Origin of the sequence: Nocardia yamanashiensis NBRC 100130 (assembly GCF_001613325.1) — a bacterium.
Taxonomy (GTDB): domain Bacteria; phylum Actinomycetota; class Actinomycetes; order Mycobacteriales; family Mycobacteriaceae; genus Nocardia; species Nocardia yamanashiensis.
The window spans coordinates 58,773-76,576 of record NZ_BDCD01000013.1 but is presented as its reverse complement, the minus strand read 5'-3'; the positions used below and the strand labels follow the sequence as shown (position 1 = coordinate 76,576).

The following is a 17,804-nucleotide window of genomic DNA, read 5'->3' as shown; positions in this document are numbered from 1 at the left end:
TAGCGGTGCCGGCTTGCGGCCGGCACCCCGTTCAGGCGTCCGAGTCGGATTCGGGCGCAGCGGTATCGGCGTCGAGCATGGCCAGGATGTCGGACGGGTCCGTGCCCGCCAGCGCCGCCAGCTTCATGATCGCGATCTGATGCGCGGGTGAGCCGACGTCGGCGGGCGGGACCTCCGGATTGCTCAACCAGGCCCGGTACGCGGCATGATCGAAGTCCGGGTGATTGGCGAGTTCGTAGGCCCGCCTGCGCAATTCGTCCAGATCGGCTTCCCGGCGCGGGGTCATCCCGCTCAGATTCGATTCCAGATGCCACGGCGTCATCTCGCGGTCGATGGCTTCGAGATCCAGATCGGCCCACACCACCTCCGGATCGCCGCCGGGCCGGAAACGAATGAGCGGCTCATTGCCCGAATCCGGTTCGGTGGGCGGCTGATGCTCGTTGATGATCTTCTCGAAGTTCCGGACCCGCTGATACTCGCCGGCGGGCTCCCAGTACACGTGCGGACCGTGCTGGATGCCCGCGTTCAAGCCCATCAGATTGGTCTCGTGCTCGGCCAGTTCCTCCGGCGTGAGCCGGGTGCCGTCCGCGTGACGCATGTCGAACAGATCGTGATCGCCGGTGACGGGCCGGTATTCGTCGCCGACCCGGCCTTCGAGCACGCCTTCCTCGGTCACCCGGAAATCGCCCCGCGCGATCAGGTCGGCCATGTACTTCTCGTAGGCCCGATAGTCGTTCTCGCGATCGGTGAGCCGCTTCTGCAACGCCTGCAGCTGCTCGGCGGTCAGCGTTTCGGGGTCGGGCAATTGCAGCTGCCCCGGCGCGAACCGCCCGACCAGACCCTTGGCCTCCGCCGGTGCGCCCAGCGCGATATCGGCGTCGTTGACGGTCTTGTCCTTGACCGCCATCGGTTTGGGCATGGCCCCGTCCTGCAGATGCCCCACCGCGTCGGGATTCGTCGGCCGGACATCGATGACCAGGTCGTGCTGGTCGGCGTAGGTCTGGATCTTGTCCTGGTTCTGCTCGGGTATCCCGTAGGTGGACTGGATCTCCTGCGCGTCCGGTCCCGGCTCGTAGACCAGCACCATGCGATGCTCGGGCAGCGGCGGATTGAAGGCCGCCATGCGCGCGGTGTTCAGGTTGTTGCTCGCGCCCGCGTCGATCGTGTAGTCGTAGTCGTTGTTGCCCGGATACGGGAAGACGCGGTGCTCGTCGATCCGGAACGGGTTGGGCTCGTTGCGATCCCGGTATACGGCCTCGATCGCGTCCCACAGCTTGGTGCCCAGGATGTGGTTCCGGTCGCCCGGCTCGCCGCCCTCCCGTTCGGGCTTCATATCCCACTGCACTTCGACCCGGCCGCCGGGCGCGAGCGTCTCCGCCAGTCTTTCGGCAATGGCGCGGTAGACGAAGTCGGGCAGGTCGGCGCTGACATTGTTGATGAAGATCCGCGCCACCTCGCCCGCGGGCGCATCGGTGAGCAGATGCCCGCCGGTCAGCAGATCGCCGAACACCATGACCGTGCCGGCCTGGGTCAGCGGTCCCGGATCCAGGATGCCGAGATCGCGGCGACGCTGGCCGGCGACCGCGAAATCGGAGGCCAGTTCGGTCTTGATGACCAGGCCGCCGCCTTCGCGATCCGCGGTCGGGGTCATCTCCACCGCGAAGGCGCTGCGTCCGACGCCGACGTCGATGGTGTGGCCGCCCGTGACGCGCGACACCGGCGGGCGCGGCTGGTGCGGGATGCGGGTGTTGTCCGGGCCGAATGCGTTCTGCGTCAGCGGAAGCCGATGCTGCGGGCGCGGGCGGGGAAGTATCTCGACGCTCGATTTCCCGTTCGCGCCGTCATGCACGACCACCGTGTACTCGATGTTGAGGCCCTGGGCCGTGGCGGCGCGATTGGCGCGATCCACCTCGCGCAGGAAGTCGCTCAGCGACACGGGCGAGGTGGTCCCCGCGACGTGTAGTCGCCCGCTCTCGTGATCTAGTACCGCGGTGATCCGGTTCGGCGCTGCGGCGAAAGCGTCTGCCGCGGCACCCATCCGGGCGAACACCTCGGGATCGATGGCCGCGTGGAACGCCTCCGGCATGGCGTTGCGGAACTCGTTGATGGCATCGCGCAACGCCACGGCACGCTCCTGCGGCGTCAATGCCGGATCGTTGAGCGCGGCATTGATGGGATCCAGCGACTCCAGCAGGAAATCGACCTTGACGGTGCCGCGTGCGGGCTTCGTGCTCGGCTCGAACAGCGGATCGAAAATGCGCCGCGCCAGCTCCTCGCGCATCCGCCCGTCGAGGGACCGCTGCTCGGCACGCACGAGGTCCTCCGCGAATTCGCCGGAAACCTCCTGCCGCAACCGATTCAGATGCTCCTCGACGGCCTGGTCGTAGTCGGCATCGCTCAACTGCGGCCCGAACCGGGGACGGAACTCGAGCAGGTTGCGCTCCTCGAGCGCCACCCGCCGTGCGAGCGCCGATTCCGGTGCGGTGTGGTCGGCCGTATCATGCTCCGCCAGCAGCCGTTCGACGATCGGCCCGTGCGCCGGATCGCGCAATCCGAGCCGATTCACCAGATCGTCGAAGTCTTTCCGCAATCGCGGCAGCTCCTGCGCCCGAGCCGGATCCACCGCCGCCTGATCGATCTGCGCGGTCAGCACCCGCAGCTCGGCGAACCGCCCGCCCAGGTGCGGGGTCAAGGTGGTCGGCCGGTCCTCCTGCGAATCGACCGGAAGCACCGGATCCTGATCCTGCAAGAGCCGGATCTCCGCCAGCTCGTGCGCGATGGCCCGCACCACATCCGCATCCCGCGCCCGCGGCGACAACTCGACGTCGTATCCGCCCGGCCGCGCCCGGAATTGCGCCACCGGCGCCTCGTCCGCCGCACCGCCCGGTGACTCGGCGATGGAAATCGTGACGGTATCGCCATTGTCGAGCAGGAAGTGCTGCTGATCCCGGTTCCACGAAACACCCTCGGGCGTGACCAGTCCCAGATTCTTGCTGATCTGATCCGCCACGAACTCCGGCGAGAGATCCGGTGCGCCGGTGGGCCGCGCATTACCGTGGAAATCCCCGACAGCCTTGGCCGTCCCGCTGTCCCGGGAATCGGACGGCGTGGTGGGGGAGCGGGTCCCGTCACCGGCATGATGCGGGGCCGAGCCATCCACGGGTACCGGGACCGGTACGAGACCATCGGCATCCGGCGTTGCCGGCGACCCGGTGTCGCGGGACGGCTCCCGTGCGGGGTGCGCTCCGTCAGCCTGGTCCGAGGCGTCATGAGTGCGGGGCGAACCCGCATCCGGGTGTTGCCCGGTGACCTGGCCGGGCATCGACGAACCCGGGTGATCCGCGCGGGGCGGTACCGAATCAGGTTGCGGTGCTACTGGTTCGGTTGCGGTGGGCGCCGCTTGAATGGGCGAGGCCGCCATGGGTTTCGCGGTGGTGCCGTCCATGTCGGACGACAGGCGGATATCCCGGCCGGGCGTGCCGGAACCCGGGGAGTTCGCCGAGGCAGGTGCGGCACCAGCGTGATTCGAGCCGGGGCCGCCAGGCTGACCTGAGGTAGGTGCGGATCCGGCCGGATTCGTGGTGCTCGGCGAACCTGCGGCCGGGGGAGTCTGTGTGTTGGCGCGGGCGTCGGTGGCCGGGCCGGATGCGGCGGTCGGTTGCGTGGAAGTCGACGAGGTCGGGGTGCCCGGGGTCGCGGTGGACGCCGGGTTGGTGGGTGTCGATGAGGGGCTCCCCGTGGTTGCGGAGGGTGCCGTTGTGGGTGTCGTTCCGCTCGCGGAGACGTTCGATGCCGGAGCATTCACGGCGGTCGATGCCGGAGGCCCGGAGGCAGCGACCACACCCGAGTTCTGGTCTGCCTGGCCGTTGTTCGCTTGGTGTGAGCCGTCGTTCGTGTCCGAGCCGCCGCTGTAGCCGCCGGAATGCGCACCGCCCGAGGTCCGTTGCGTGACCTCGGATCCCTCGCCCTTGTCCTGCGGGTCGGCCTCGGGCCGGTCGCGGCGGCCGTCCACCGCCACCGCCCCGCTGTTGTCGCCGGTGTGTTCGGGTTTGTGCTCCTGAGCCGGCGCCTCCTGGCGCGCCCCGGTGCTGGTATCGGTATCGCCCGCACTGGAACTGGCGGCGTGCGTGCGCGTGCCTTCGGATTCGCCGGTGCCCGAGGGCTCCTGCTGCGCCCCCGATCCGTTCTGCCCGCTCGGCGCATCCGTGCCCGCTTCGGGCGCGTGCTGCGCGCCGGCTCCGTTCTGTGCGCTCGGTGGTTCGGTCCGGTTCTCGGGTGCTTGTTGTGTGCCCGCACCGTTTTGGGCGGCCGGTGCTTCGGTTCTGGACTCGGGTGCCTGCTGTGCGCCGGATTCGTTCTGCGCGCCCGGAGCTTCCGTTCTGCCTTCGGGTGCTTCCCGCGTCCCGCTGCCGTTCTGCGTGGCATTGGGTTGACCGAGATTCGATCCGATCGGCGCACCCGAGTGATCGGATTGCCCGGCGAACCCGTGCAGCGCGCTCGGCCCGGCCCCCGACAACGCCCCGCCGGTCAGCGACCGCGGATCGAAATCCCAGTTCCCGTTGAGCATTCCGCCCGCCAGCCAGGCCGCTCCGGCCCCGGCCGCGCCCGCCGTCGCCCCTGTGATACCGCCCTTGAGCGCCCCTTTCCAGCCGCCCACATCCGCCGGCAGGAAGTGATTCATCCCGTACCCGGCGGCGCCGCCCGTCGCACCCGCGACAGCGGAGATGATCGCGTTGTCCCGCATCGCGCCCCAGTCGTACCCATCGGTATGACCGGTCTGCTGCTGAATGGTCTGCACCAGGAATTCCTGCGAGAGCCCCTGGAACGTTTCGACCAGCGCTTCTTGGGTGACCTCGTAGATCAGCTTGGGAAGAATCTGCCGCAGTAGGGGATTGGTGATCCGCCGCCCGATCAGCGACATGATCCGGCTGGCGAACTGCTCGCCGAGCAATCGGAAGAAGGTTCGTCCCGCCGCGAATGTGGTCGCCTCCAGGAACGGTGCGAGCGGTCCCGATGCCAGGGCAATGGCCAGTTCGGCGACCAGCCATGCCCCTCCGATATAGAAGTTCAGCTTCGCCGACTGCAACTGATCGCCCATATCGTCGGCGGCTTTGGCCAGCGCCCGATAGTGGTCGCCCAGCTCGGTGATCGACCCGTGCCCCTGCTCGTTCCCGTTCCGCAGCGGCTTCAACCAGGCCAGGATCTGTTCCCCGCCATCACCTTCCGGATAGGCGTCGCCGAGCTTGGAGATCAGCGCGTCGAGTTCGCCGACGAGATCATCGACCTGCCCCGCAACGGCTTCGAGATCCTGGGCCATCCGCCACATGCGGTCCTCATTGCCGTGTGGCCAGTCGGATCCGACCAGCCACTCCAGCCATTCCAGCCACGACGGAAACTCCAGCGCCACAAAGCCCCTCACGCCCGTCGCATCTGATCTCGGCGAGTCCGACTGTGCCACAACGTTGCCGGTGAACTCAACATTTACGGAAAACCAACGGTGCGGGACCGGGAGATGTCGCCCGCCGGTGATAGGGTCCGCCGGAAAGGAGGCGAGCATGGCCGAGTTCGAATGGCCGGACCCGGTGCGCACCCCGGAGACCGTCACGCCCGGTTACGTGCTCTGCTACGAGTGCGAGGGTTTGGGCTGGTGCCCGAGCTGCGGCGGCCGCGGCTGGCTCGACGACGGCGCGGGCGGGCGCAAGCGCTGCCCCGAATGCCACACGACCGGCAGCTGCCCGATCTGCCAGCGCGCGGGTCAACTGGCCATCTCACAGCTCTCGCCGTATCAGCGCGGCTACTACCCCGAATTGCCGGAAACCGGCGAGTGATTCACCACCCCGGGTTGGTGGCTCCGCCCTCGTTGTCCCGCCGCCACTTGTCGTAATCCACCGCATTGCGGAATTCCGGCCCGAGCTCCACCGACTCGGTCACCCGCCGCGACTTGGGCGGTGCGAGCGAGGCGGGCGGAATGACCGGCGCCTGCGTCTGCAGATCCGGCATCCCGTCGAACAGTTCCGACAGTTTCGGCATGCGCGACCGCTCGTCCCGCAACGGCCGCAACAGCTCCTGCGCCTGCCGGCCTACGTCGGCGGCGGCCTTCTGCGCCGCCGAAGTCACCGCGGCCGCGATCTCGTCCAGCGTCAGCGAGTCGGCGTCGGCGCTCAACCGCGTCGCGATCACGATCCCGTCCGCGTTCACGGTCACCGTGATCCGCCCGTTCGCCGCGCTGGCACTGGCTGTCAACTGCGCCCGTTTGCGCGAAGCCTCCGCGATCGCCCGCATCTGCTCCTGGAAGCCCTCCAGAATCGATGCCGCGTCTCCTGATTCCCGCACTACCGGTACCGGAAGTTCTCTTTGTTCTTGTGCTCCATGTTCCGCAGCGTGGTCGCGGCCGTCCCCAATCCGGTGGCCAGATTCTCGAACGAAGTCCCCAGATTGTCCGTCCCGGTGGTGATGTTGTCGGTTCCGGTGACGAAACCCTTCTCCCCGTCGGCGAACTTGGCTCCGAATTCGTCGTCACCCCAGGCCGATTGCCCCGCCGCGACCGCCGCCCGGCCATCCCCGGCAATGGCGTTCAGCCGCGCCCGGATCTCGCCCGCGATGGTCGCCGCGTCACCGACGAGTTTCGAGGTGGCCCGCACTGTTCCCGACATGGAGATCCCCAATCCGACGATCACGATCCTGCACTCAGCACAGCGAAATCGACTCTGCCACAGCACATCGGTGAACTCAATATGAACAACGCCGGGTTCCGGCCGCCCCCGGGATGGCTCCGGCGCCCGATCTGAGGCAAGGTAGGCGGCATGCCCGACACCCTCCCGCTCGCCCGCACCAATGCGGAAGCTCGCCTGTACGTGAGCCTGCAGCCCTGCCCGGCCTGCGGTGGGACGGACTGTGCCTTCCGCAGTGCGGTGGTCACCGTCGACGGCGTGCTGTGCAGCCGGTATTCGGGTGAATGCGCCCGCTGCGGCACCCCGCGTGACTACACCTTCCGCCTCCCCGACGAGGTCCTCCCGCCCCCAGCTCGCGCCGTCCAATTCGGCCTCGACAACCCGTCCGAACTGCTGGATCCCGGTGTCTGGCTCTGGTATTCGGATGTCGCCGCCCGTCAGGTGCCGGCCGACCCCGCCGCGCTCGACGATCGCGCCCGCCGAGCGGGCCGCCACGCCCTGGCCACCGCCGTCGCCGCGGTATCGGAAGTACTGAAGTTCATCCCCGCCGATTCCGACCGAATCCCCGCCTCGGCCTTCACCTCCGAGCGCGGCCGCAGCGTGTACTCGGCCGAACCCGGCCGCTTCACCGAGCCGCGCCTGCAAGCCCTGCACGACCACTACGCCGTGACCCTCACCACCTGGGGATAGGTCCGCGCGGGTCCGTTTGCCACCCCGACCGGTTGGCATTAGCGTCCTTTTCGACGCATTCAGGGCGAAGTTGGGGGGTGCGGTGAGCGTGCACCGCAGGCGAATTGGGCTGATCGGATCGATGCTGGTCACGGCTTTGATCGCAACCGGATGCGCGACCGTCCCGGGCCATCCGGTAGCCGCGCCGAACACCTCCCCGTTCTATGCCGCGCTGGTGGATCTGCTGACCCAGCCGGTCGCTCACTACACCGGTTCGAGTTCCCAAGGCGGTGCGTGGGACCTGCGCGCCACCTCCGGGGGTGACATGGTCGGGTCAGTCACCGCTGCCGGTCAGCAGAAGACCGATGTGCTCACGGTGGACGGCAAGACCTATCTGAAGCCGCCCAAGAACGCGCTGGCTTCCAACCTCCCGCGGGGGATGACGAGCGCCTCTCTCGAAGGTAAATGGGTCACCGGTTCGGACGATCTGGCTGCCGTTGTTCCCACCGGTGCCTGGTCCCCGCGGGAACTGGCCCTCACGCTGCTTCGCGGACTTGACCAGGCCACGGCCTTTCCCCGAGTCGGCGCACCGACCGTTCGGGTCGGTTCCGACGAGGCCATCGAAGTGGCAACGCCGACCGGAACTCTCGCGGTGTCCGCGTCCGCTCCCCACCGCCTGCTGCGCTGGATCCCCGACGCCTCGGGTTCGCATACCTCCACCACTGCCAAGTCAGGCAATGGCGGCGGAAGTGCCGGCGGCAATAGCGGTGGCGGCGGCATCGCCACGTACGGCGCAGACGGCCAACTCGGACCCATCCTGTTCCCGATCGTGACTCCCGCCGATCGCGAACAGACCTACAACGACCTCGCCTCCCAAACCCAAACCCTCTCCAACGCAGTGAATCTGGGCATCTCCTTCGACTTCGACTCGAAGGGCAGCCTGAAATGCGACAACTCCAGCTGCACGGTCACCTCCACCGTCACCACCAAAACCACCGCCACCGCCGGCGCCCGCCTCTCCGGCAATATCTCCGCCGTAATGAAGGCCTCCATCACCGTCGACGGCACCCCCAGCACCGGCTGCACCACCACCCAAACCCTCCCCATCAACGGCAGCGGCGTAATGACCTGCGTAGACACCGGCGTAGCCGCCCTCGTCTCCGCCATCCGCGCCCGCAAACAAGCCGAAGCCGACGCCAAAGCCCGAGCCCAAAACCGCGACGTCACAGTCGAATACACCATCAACTACGCCGGCTCCGTCGACATCCAAGCCACCGCCATGGTCCAAGCCGAAATCGACCGCGTAGTAAACACCATCCGCACCGCCCAAGACGGCGCCCGCACCCGCTCCTCCTGCGGCACCAACTGCACCTACCAACAGGCCCCCTACAACAAGGACCGCGCCAGCCAAGCCGCCTACAACGCCCGCCAATCCAGCGGCACCTCCCCCTCCCGCAACTTCATGGTCGCCATCGTCCCCGGCTTCAACGACCCCAAAACCGGCGACCTCGTAATCGGCTCCGGCGACGGCCAATCCGACAACCCCACCGCCCGCTCCGAAGAAGACCTCCTAACTCAGCTGAACGCCAAGGGCTTCAAACCAGACCAGATCACAGGCTTGTACAGCGAACGCCAACCCTGCTTCGCCTCCTGCGGTTCGAAACTCCAGGGACTCCGCTCGGAAACCCCCGTCTCCTACAGCGTCCCATGGGTAGCGAACGACGCAGCGGCATTAAGCGCCGGAAACGACCTGCTGCAGAAGCTGATAGCCGAGGCGGGCGGCAAATAGGTGCTGTACTACCAAGCGGTCTGCCGCGGCGACTTCGGAACAACACCGCCCTTCACCATCTTCGTGAGCAAACGCAAGTCCCACGACGCCCTCGTCTGGAACCAGGGAATCCAGACCTGGCAGTACGACCCCGAACGCGTCGTCAGATTCACCGGCGACTACAGGAACGACGATCGCTGGCAAATCGTCGATCGCACCGCCGCAGAGGATTTCGCCCGCGAGCTCGCCGCCGATGGCTCCAGCGAACTCCCCACCGAAGACTGGATCGAATGGTTCTTCTCCTGGAAAGGCGATCCGCCTGACCACGAGGACACATCCTGGGACGACGACGAGTACGTCCGCCAGATCAAGACCAAGCGAGCGCTGGAGACCACCGACTCGGATGGGTGTCTTTCCCCTTCATAAGACTCGAGCTGGGCTGGATTGCCGCTAGGAAGCGCGCACTCCGAACCCAGGCCAGCGCCCTTCCCGAGCGGCCTGACTCACGATCTTGGCTGCGGCCGCAACCATGAGATGGTTGCTCACCTGATCCGAACGCAGCCTTCGGCTCCCCTTCTCGATGATCAGCACATCCTGCAGCGCGTCTTTGTCGCCACCGTAGAGGTACTCCACCTCGGCATCGTTCTCACGAATTCGCTTGTAGTACACAAGCAAAGCCATCGAATCTCCTCGGCTCCGTTCTGGGTGATGTTCCAAGCAGTATGCGGTCCGACAGAGAGCTGGTTGATCACTGCGCGCACGCCCTCGCCGGAAAGTATGCGCGGAATGACATACGGCACCCCCGGACCAGGCTGACACCAGAACTTCGCGAACGCTATCGGTTCGTGCAGGCGCACTGCGCCACACATCGTCAACCAGGTCGACGGCATCGGTGCATGCTCCCGCCAGGAGTTGTCGTAGTCCCAGAACCATCCGTCGAAGTCGCCGGTATCGATCGGGTAGTGCGCTAGCACGCCGGTATCCGGGCATCTGGCGACTGCGACAACGGGCAGGGTCTTCGTGTACTGCCGCATCAGGGCTTCGCGCCGGCGGTGCGCTTCCATTTCGCCGGGAAAATCCCCGGCGGCCTTGAACTTCCGTGCCTCGCCGCGGAGTTCCTCGCCTTGCCGCAACAACTCCGCGCGTGAATCCACGCCTGGCTATTCACGGTTTCAGCGTATCGTTCGGTGCTCGTCGATCACCGGCACAGGCGCTCTACCGAGGATGACGGCTTCGAGAGCCTCCGGGAGCCTGCCGAACGATCCGAGCCAATCGGCTACCAGATAAAGCTCACTCGACTCGGCGACTCCGAGAAAGTAACGGCCGGAGTCGAGTTCACCGACGGGCGTGATCGATTCCCCGATCACCTCCGCCCATCCAGCGAACCTGTCGTCCTCGCCCTCGGCCAGCAGAGGATCCAGCTCGAAAGGTTCCCGAGCGGAGGTGATCCCAGGACCGGAGCCGGCGACAACCAATCCTCCGAACTCCGCGAGAAAGCGATCCGCCGCCCCACTCCACCGAAACCCGCTGCCCTCCAGCCGCTGTCTCCAGACACCGGTGTCGATCTGCCTGCCAGGCGACCATCCCGCAGTGCGAAGGACCCGTTCGACGTGACCGCAGAAGTAGTCCTCGGCCACGGGAAGAACCTTGCCGAAAAATGCTGCGGCGAAGGCATCTTGCGCGTTGCCGCCGAGAAAGTAGTTTCCTGTGTGATGGTGAAGGAAGAACCGGCCGTCTTCGTCGATCAGCCATATGCCGAACTCGTCGGTCTCCACGCCAACCGGAAACACTCGCCTGCCGAGCCCCGCCGCGAGCTCCTCGAAATCCTCGACGTCCCCGTCATACCCCGCCGTGGGATCCAGTATCAGCACAGCCCCTGCGGAACCCCTGGGCAACGGCAGCTCTAGTTCCCCAAAGGTGCGAATGAACTGAACGGCCTTATCGGACACGGCAAGTCGTCGACCCTGTAACACCGCATCGTCGCTTCGGATCCGGACGAGTTCCGCGACGTGTTGACCGATATCCCGGTCCGGAGACCAACCGTTCGCCCTGAGCCACATCGTGACATCGTCGACAGTCAACGTTCAGTGCCAATCTTCGGCTGCACGGCGTTCGATCCGGTCGATCTCCGCTGGGTCGGATACGACCACACGATTCGCAGAGATCGCAGGTCTGTCCTCGCTGTCCATGCCGTCGAAAGGTCCTGCAAATCTCACTCTTCGCCCCCACACATGAACTCGATGACACACCGTCGGCCTGTAGGCAACGCGATCCGTGTCTCGGGTGTCTTCCTCACTTAACGCTACCGCGTGCAGCGCTGCTATTGCCTCCCGATATTTCTCTACGATGTCCAATGCGCTCGTAGAACAGCGCGCCGTGGGCGTTCCAATGCGAGCGAAATCTCTTGGGACGACGACGAGTACGTCCGCCGCATCAAGGGAGAACGGGTTCGCGAAGAGGACTCCGGCGGGGTCAGTTGAGGTTCACGATGTGGCCTTCGATGGCACTGTCGATCGGTGTCGCGTTGCCGCCCGGTCCGTCCGGCTCGGCACCGTCGAGGATCGTGTCGAGAACGGCAGCGCGGTCCAACGTCGGCGGGAAGATACAGGTACTGCGGGCGCTGAGGATGACCGCGTGCAACACGGCCGCGTAGATCCGGGTTCGCGCCACGGTCAGCCGCCATCCGCATCGCTCGTGCTCACGCAGCTTGGCTTCGACCGCGTCGAGCACGTCCACGATGACCTGCAATTCGATCTGCTCACCGTCATCGCACGGCATGGCGACCTCCGGGGAGCAATGTGCCGACGGTGAATCCTGTTGTGGCGGAAAGGTTCCGGTGCGGTGTGGCCTCGTGGCCGCGCTCGCACTCCACCCGCTCGCGAATCGATCGGACCGTCCACCGGTCGCCGCCGTGCCGGCCCTCGGCTCCGGCTAGCACGCGACGGCATCGATCCATGACAAGGCTTCCCGCGCAACCGAGTACGAGAGCAGCGAGGAGGTTGAGCATTGCGACCATCACGACGACCACCCGATTCGATCAGCGATGTGAATGACCACTCGATAGTCGCAGCTCATCATGCACCTGTGCAATATGTACACGTGCAACATGTGTGCGACTATTGCGAACACAGTGCACCCTCAGCAACATAGGATTCAACTCATGGCCGACCGGAGACATGTTGCGACCCTGCGCTCTCAGTGGCTCGGCCAACGGCTTCGAGAGCAGCGCGAAGCGGCGGGGATCACCGTGGCCGAGGCCGCGGAATACCTGGGCGTCAAAGGCAACTCGACCATGAGCCGCTACGAAACCGGTGCTGTGCCGCTGCGCTGGACAGACGTGGACGCGCTACTGACGATGTACGGGGTGGCCGACGCGGAGCAGCGGGAGGAACTCATCGCGCTCGCCAAAGAGGCGTGGCGCAAGGGCTGGTGGGACGAGTATCGGGATGTTGTCGGCAGCAAGCGGTATCTGGACGTCTTCTGGCTGGAAAGCCGTGCCGCACACATCCGAATCTTCAGCCTCGGCCTGCTGAACGGCCTGCTGCAGAGCCCGGCCTATATGAACGAGTTGTTCCGGGAGGATCCCGCGCTGGATGACGCTAGCGCTGCCCGCGCGGCTGAGCTGCGCCTCGCCCGCCAACGGATGGTCAGCGACGCTGCGACCACGGTAACCGCGATCGTGCACGAGACGGTGCTGCGTCAGCGAACAAGTAACCCCGAAGCGATGCGGGAACAGCTGAACCATCTTCTCGAAATCGGTAAGAACCCTCGGATAGTGCTGCGGGTCCTGCCATTCGACAGATTCTTGCCGCGCGCCCTTGCCAGCTCCTTCGCGCTGTTCGACCTCGGCGAACAATTCGGCCCCGTTGGCTACGTCGAGAACTTGGCTGGGTGCCTCTGCGTAGAAACGCCTGTCGTGGATCGTTACCTCGACACGTACGCTGAACTCGAGGAAGCCGCACTCTCCCAAGGCGATTCGGCAACCCTCATCGAGCAGGCAATCGAGGTATAGATATGACGGTCTACTGGCGCAAAAGCTCCTTCAGCCAGGGCAGCGACCACTGCGTCGAAGTATGCGACGCCGGAGACAGCATCCTCGTCCGGGACAGCAAGTATCTTCGTAACCCTGCGAACGACCCTGCCCGCCAACCGATCATCGCGATCCCATCCCCGAACTGGCCCAAGTTCCTCGACCTGGCCCTCGGCCGTCCCACCGTTCACCCGGACGGCGTCCCCACCCTGAATCGGCATCTCGATGGCACCATCACACTCCGCGACACCGCCGGCGTAACCCTCGTCTACACGCCCGAGGAATGGGAAGCCTTCACCGCCGGTATCGCAGTCGGCGAGTTCGCCGCCTGAGCACGCGACATCGTGCGCTTACCCGCACCCTGTGGGACGCTGAATTTCCGCCCGGCAGCGGGGAATCGGCGTGCGGTGAGGCATTCTCGGTCTAGGTGGCGCGGCGCACGAATTCTTCGGCCTGCCGCCGCAGTTCAGGCGGTGCGGGCTTCCAGGTCGGACTGGCCATGAATGCCACCAGCTTGTCCCGCTTCTCCGCCTCGGGTGCGGATGGACCGACACCGATCACCCACCAGAGTTCCTTGAGGTTCTGCGCAGGCAAGTCCCAGTACATGGTGCGCAGCCAATTCTCGTTCTCCCACCTCGTTTGGTAGCTCTCGCGATGCGGCGGGGGAAACACCTTGAACCCGAGCATCTCCAGCTCGGCTTCCCGCGCAGCAGCCGTGAAAACCGCCTGCCAGTGCGCGATCTCCTCATCACTGAAGTCAACGTCATCTTCGGCGGAAATCGAAAGACTCCACTTGATATCCTCGACCCGCCAAAGATCGAGACTTACCGAGCGATCCCGATTCGCGCTGACATCCCTGAACCCGAAGTGCTCATCTTCTCTATCGGTCAGCCTGCCCATGCGTGTGAGTCCGAGTACCTCGCGCAACCGTTCGAGCCGGGCCTGATCCAGTCGACCACCAAGTGTCATCCGCATCCGAGGCATTTGTGGCTTCAGTCGTCTCATCCGTGGCCAATCCTCACGTGATCTCAGGTCTCTAGTAGTCGAGTGTCCCCCGCTCCGGCCAGCCCTGCCCGCTACGCCGCCGCATGTCTACCCAGGCAATCGCTCGCGCGCACGACTCGGTCACGACTCCGGGGGCATCCGTTTGGTAGTCGAACGGGAATTTCGTAATAGTCAGGATGTGTTCCGGAACCGGCTCCGCGTCCGCGGCCAACGGTTCCGTGCTCACCTGGTAGCGGATCATGTTCTCGTCCTGCGAGATTCGTTGGACTTTCACCCGCCACCGGAGCGGATAGACCTGGTTCCCCAGGACGGGCCGCCCGTCCCGGATCGCCTGGTCGTACATCTGCCCGATCGTCCGCAGCGGCAAGCTCGGGTGCGTTGTCACCACACCGGTCCGGGCGTCCAGCACGAACCTCACCTGGCCGGGATGCGGGCGACGCCGATCCTGCTGTGCCGGTCCCGCCTGAAACGGGATCCGCTGGAAGACCCAGCCGTACTCGCTCCGATAGAGATTGAATGTTGTGCCGGCCGGGAAGAGCGGCGTGAGGTATCGCTTCACCTCTTCTGGTGTGCGGTACCGCTCCGGCACCATTGGCCCTCCAGGTCTTCAGAAGTATCGGGCAATCGCCTCGTTGACCGCCGAGGTGAACTCGATGGATGCGGGCGGGGAATACTCGCTTCGTCGAACATGGTGCAGGAAGTCCGCTGGAATCTCGAGGTCGTACTTGCCGAGGTAGTGAATGGAATCGACCCGCCAGATCCACGTTCCATCCGAGACCAGCGACGAAGCGCTCATGATCTGATCGATGTTGTCGACCAGATCCGTCACCACATCGAGCACATCGAAGATTCCGGGCGCTGCTCGCATGTAGTCGAGCACCCGCTCGCGGTCCGCGATCTCGAAACCGGCGACAGCATCCGATAGCGCGGGCAACTCACTGCGCCGACCTTCGTACATCTCGCGATAGATCCCAACAGGTCTCACCAGTTCATCCCCTCAGCTCCGCCGACTGTTCGATCAATGCGACGGCGGCTTGCGCGGCGGCTGCATCGATGGCCGGGAACCGATGCCCGAGAGTTCTCATGTGCTCGACGAACTGCCGTTGCGGCGCGCGTTTGTGTTCGCGCACATAGTAATTGACGTCCTCCGGCCAGACCCAGGTGCCGTCGGTGCGAAATTGTCGGGGAATGGCATCGGGGTGATCGTGCACGAGCCGGTCGGGTTCGCTTCCCGCCCAGGTCGACACCACGGGCGCTTGCTCGAGATACGAGAGCACGGCGGCGTGTTCCTCATCGGTAAGGCGTGGGCGAAGGTCGAAGCGGGCCAGGCCATTCAGATAGTTGGGTACGGTCATCACGCTGTCGTACGGCTTGGCAAAACGCAGCACCGGACCGGTCTGTGCGCTCTTCTCCGCCAGCCAGGCGGGGACGGCGCTCTGATCACGCGGAAAACGCTCGAGCTCCTGCTGGTAAGCGGACCGCGGCGGAGCCGTCGGACCTTCCCATTCCGGCTCATCGAGCCAATTGAGTTGGATATCCAGATGAGTCATGTAGTCGAGCCGAAGATAAGCGCCGAACCAGGTACCCATGCCCGGCCGGTACATGCCCTCACGCAGCGTGTTCATCAATTCGAGAAGTTCTGCGGGCGGTGCCCAATCGGTTGTGCGGCCCAAGATGTCGCGCACGCCGGAGCGGATATCGATGCCGTAGCCGAGCGAGTTGTAATAGAGGCTGTACATGCTGTAGCCGGGCGGCAGGGTGTCGACCAGCAGGGCGCAGACCACATCGAGAAGTCGGCTCTGGTCGGCAACGTCCATGGGGCCCTCGACAACGGCGCTGCCGATCTGCCGACCCGGTTGCGCCGCTTCGAGATGGTTGCGTAGCCAGGCCGGCAGGTGGAAGACATCACGGGGAAACGCCTCGAAGTCGCGCAGCCAGACATCGGCGGACAGCGGAGGGCGCCATTCGGGCTCGCAATGAAAGTTGTATCCGACCGAATAGCCGCCCCGCGAGTTCAGACCTAGTCGGAGAGAAAACCAAGTGCCCTGGTCATCGGAGTACATGACTTGCCTCAACTGAGCGAGTTCCTGCCCCAGATTCCATAGGACATCTGGATCCAAAGCATCCGGGTCGGGAGTGACTGTGGTGCGGTCCTTCATGAGGCATGTGAGCCGCAGCTGGTGCCCATCGACCGTGACAGCCGCATGCAGTTCTACTCGCGCCCAATCACCTTCGGGCGCCAGTTCGGTCAGTGCCGACGCGATCCGGGCCTCCAGCTCTCCTCGTCGGGCCATTCGGACCTCATCTTTCCTTTGCGAGCACAGGTGATTCACCGAGAATGACAGCCTCGAGAAAGCATCGGCCGGAGTTAAGCTCCTCTCCCGGTGTGACCGACTCACCGACGACATCGGACCATCCAGCAAACCGGTCGGCCTCGCTCTCGGCGAGCACCGGATCAAGCTCGAAAGGCTCACCAGCGGGGGTGATCCCCGGTCCAGCGGCGTCAATTACCAATCCTCCGAACTCCCCGAGGGAGACCGTTGCCCTTGAGCGGTTTTCGCCGTCGAGTCGGTGAGTTCGGTCGCCGGGACGAGCCCATCTTGGCGATACACGTCAGCCCGTTGATAGGGTTGGTTCGGATGGTTGCGTCGACGGCGCATGAACGAGTGGGAGTGTGACGTGTTCTTGTATCGTGCAGTTTGCGTCGGAGATTTTGGCGAGACCCCGCCGTTGACAATTTTTGTGACCAAGCTCGGCACGACAAATGCTCTTGCCTGGAATCAGGGTATTCAGGCATGGCAGTACGATCCTAACCGGGTGTTTGCATTCACTTCTGACTTCAATAACGATGATCGCTGGAAGTTCGTCGAGCGTGAGGAGGCGGAGGAATTCTCCCGTCAACTAGCGGTTAACGATTCATCGGCAAGTGAGTTGCCGAATGAAGATTGGATTGAGTGGTTCTTCTCTTGGGAGGGTGATCCGCCGGAGCATGAGGATGTATCTTGGGATGATGATCTACACGTTCGGCAGATGAAAGCTGAACGCGTAGAGCGAGAAGGTCAGGATTAGAAAGTATTGTCTTGAACACTCTCGCGGTACTCTTCCCAAGTGGGCAGTTTGAAGACCGGTTCTCCCGGTCCGACTGGGCCGGTTTCGAATTCGGCAGCTACGGCCATTGAGTTCAATAGGTCAAAGGCTGTTGTCACAGTCTCGATGAACTCTTGGCGGCTTGCATAGTTTCGGCCGTCGATTGCAAATGCTGCGAACCATTCATTGCCTTTCTTTGTTCGAACGATGCAAGCCTCTGGGTCTGAGCGCCATTCGCGTAGGCTCTCTTCTCGACTTTCGTTCGTAATTACCGCCAGTGCAGTTTCTATTTGCTTTTCATTAGGGGTGGCTGCGAGATAATTCTTGCTACGGATATAATTGAGAAAGTCGGTCTCGATCGGAATATTGTGTTCGGTCAGATAGTAGGCAATTGCGTCTGGCCATATCCATTCCCCGTCTGTCATGTAGAACATCGGCACAACATGCCCGCGGCCCGGATCCACGACGTCGGCACTGCGACTGCTGGTGCCCATAACAATTCCGCCGCCGTTCAAGAATTGCCCTACTTTTTCGCGTTCGTCGGTGTCTTGTACAACGGAACGGCCTGGGGAGG

The 17,804-nt window shown here is 64.6% G+C and carries 19 protein-coding genes; 7 read left to right on the top strand and 12 right to left on the bottom strand.

Annotated elements, in window-relative coordinates; translation table 11 throughout:
* Positions 1-31 precede the first annotated feature (31 nt).
* Positions 32-5,419: a WXG100-like domain-containing protein gene (locus NY1_RS13500; RefSeq protein ID WP_157762211.1), complete on the bottom strand. Its 5,388-nt coding sequence runs from the start codon at positions 5,417-5,419 to the stop codon at positions 32-34.
* A 136-nt stretch (positions 5,420-5,555) separates the two neighbouring features.
* On the opposite strand from NY1_RS13500, the gene NY1_RS13495 reads away from it, so the two are divergent.
* Positions 5,556-5,828 carry a hypothetical protein gene (locus NY1_RS13495; protein ID WP_067711970.1) on the top strand — a complete coding sequence of 91 codons (273 nt, stop codon included), beginning with the start codon at positions 5,556-5,558 and terminating at the stop codon, positions 5,826-5,828.
* Position 5,829: 1 nt separating this feature from the next.
* On the opposite strand, the gene NY1_RS13490 is transcribed toward NY1_RS13495, so the two are convergent.
* Positions 5,830-6,333, bottom strand: a complete 504-nt coding sequence (locus tag NY1_RS13490) for a YbaB/EbfC family nucleoid-associated protein (RefSeq protein WP_084534937.1) — start codon at positions 6,331-6,333, stop codon at positions 5,830-5,832.
* Positions 6,333-6,653, bottom strand: a complete 321-nt coding sequence (locus NY1_RS13485) for a hypothetical protein (RefSeq protein ID WP_157762210.1) — start codon at positions 6,651-6,653, stop codon at positions 6,333-6,335. The genes NY1_RS13490 and NY1_RS13485 overlap by 1 nt, the downstream gene beginning before the upstream one ends.
* A gap of 150 nt (positions 6,654-6,803) precedes the next feature.
* Between NY1_RS13485 and NY1_RS13480 the strand changes: the two genes are divergently transcribed.
* The 3 genes from NY1_RS13480 (at position 6,804) to NY1_RS13470 (ending at position 9,534) form a co-directional block, all read left to right on the top strand.
* On the top strand, positions 6,804-7,361 hold the full coding sequence (locus NY1_RS13480) for a hypothetical protein (RefSeq protein ID WP_067711964.1): 558 nt from the start codon (positions 6,804-6,806) through the stop codon (positions 7,359-7,361).
* Between the two features lie 121 nt (positions 7,362-7,482).
* Positions 7,483-9,129 (top strand): nucleic acid/nucleotide deaminase domain-containing protein, encoded by a 1,647-nt coding sequence (locus NY1_RS45090; protein WP_067711961.1) that lies wholly within the window; start codon positions 7,483-7,485, stop codon positions 9,127-9,129.
* Complete coding sequence (locus tag NY1_RS13470; RefSeq protein ID WP_067711958.1) at positions 9,130-9,534, top strand: hypothetical protein; 405 nt, start codon at positions 9,130-9,132, stop codon at positions 9,532-9,534.
* Between the two features lie 24 nt (positions 9,535-9,558).
* Here NY1_RS13470 and NY1_RS13465 read toward each other — a convergent pair whose 3' ends face one another.
* The 4 genes from NY1_RS13465 to NY1_RS13455 form a co-directional block, all read right to left on the bottom strand.
* On the bottom strand, positions 9,559-9,789 hold the full coding sequence (locus tag NY1_RS13465) for a hypothetical protein (protein ID WP_067711955.1): 231 nt from the start codon (positions 9,787-9,789) through the stop codon (positions 9,559-9,561).
* Positions 9,693-10,142, bottom strand: a complete 450-nt coding sequence (locus NY1_RS45620; protein WP_501193561.1) for a hypothetical protein — start codon at positions 10,140-10,142, stop codon at positions 9,693-9,695. Before NY1_RS45620 ends, NY1_RS13465 begins: the two co-directional genes overlap by 97 nt.
* Positions 10,143-10,280: 138 nt before the next feature.
* The gene (locus NY1_RS44180; protein ID WP_084534936.1) at positions 10,281-11,189 is read right to left on the bottom strand and encodes an SUKH-3 domain-containing protein; all 909 of its coding nucleotides are present in this window, start codon (positions 11,187-11,189) and stop codon (positions 10,281-10,283) included.
* Between the two features lie 391 nt (positions 11,190-11,580).
* On the bottom strand, positions 11,581-11,886 hold the full coding sequence (locus NY1_RS13455; protein ID WP_067711952.1) for a hypothetical protein: 306 nt from the start codon (positions 11,884-11,886) through the stop codon (positions 11,581-11,583).
* A 382-nt stretch (positions 11,887-12,268) separates the two neighbouring features.
* Here NY1_RS13455 and NY1_RS13450 point away from each other — a divergent pair, with 382 nt between their 5' ends.
* The gene (locus NY1_RS13450; protein WP_067712448.1) at positions 12,269-13,120 is read left to right on the top strand and encodes a helix-turn-helix domain-containing protein; all 852 of its coding nucleotides are present in this window, start codon (positions 12,269-12,271) and stop codon (positions 13,118-13,120) included.
* A 2-nt stretch (positions 13,121-13,122) separates the two neighbouring features.
* Positions 13,123-13,470 (top strand): DUF397 domain-containing protein, encoded by a 348-nt coding sequence (locus NY1_RS13445; RefSeq protein ID WP_067711949.1) that lies wholly within the window; start codon positions 13,123-13,125, stop codon positions 13,468-13,470.
* A 91-nt stretch (positions 13,471-13,561) separates the two neighbouring features.
* Here NY1_RS13445 and NY1_RS13440 read toward each other — a convergent pair whose 3' ends face one another.
* The 4 genes from NY1_RS13440 to NY1_RS13425 are packed head-to-tail and all read right to left on the bottom strand — an operon-like array spanning position 13,562 to position 16,437.
* Positions 13,562-14,143, bottom strand: a complete 582-nt coding sequence (locus NY1_RS13440; RefSeq protein WP_157762209.1) for a hypothetical protein — start codon at positions 14,141-14,143, stop codon at positions 13,562-13,564.
* A 31-nt stretch (positions 14,144-14,174) separates the two neighbouring features.
* A complete protein-coding gene (locus NY1_RS13435) occupies positions 14,175-14,735 on the bottom strand; it encodes an SUKH-4 family immunity protein (protein WP_067711943.1) in 561 nt (186 codons plus the stop codon).
* 15 nt (positions 14,736-14,750) lie between these two features.
* Positions 14,751-15,128 carry a hypothetical protein gene (locus tag NY1_RS13430; protein WP_157762208.1) on the bottom strand — a complete coding sequence of 126 codons (378 nt, stop codon included), beginning with the start codon at positions 15,126-15,128 and terminating at the stop codon, positions 14,751-14,753.
* Between the two features lie 4 nt (positions 15,129-15,132).
* Complete coding sequence (locus NY1_RS13425; RefSeq protein ID WP_157762207.1) at positions 15,133-16,437, bottom strand: hypothetical protein; 1,305 nt, start codon at positions 16,435-16,437, stop codon at positions 15,133-15,135.
* Positions 16,438-16,801: 364 nt separating this feature from the next.
* On the opposite strand from NY1_RS13425, the gene NY1_RS42840 reads away from it, so the two are divergent.
* On the top strand, positions 16,802-17,212 hold the full coding sequence (locus NY1_RS42840; protein ID WP_157762206.1) for a hypothetical protein: 411 nt from the start codon (positions 16,802-16,804) through the stop codon (positions 17,210-17,212).
* Here the strand turns inward: NY1_RS42840 and NY1_RS42835 are convergent.
* On the bottom strand, positions 17,209-17,724 hold the full coding sequence (locus tag NY1_RS42835) for a hypothetical protein (protein ID WP_157762205.1): 516 nt from the start codon (positions 17,722-17,724) through the stop codon (positions 17,209-17,211). The two genes, NY1_RS42840 and NY1_RS42835, sit on opposite strands and share 4 nt — an antisense overlap.
* Positions 17,725-17,804: the final 80 nt, after the last annotated feature.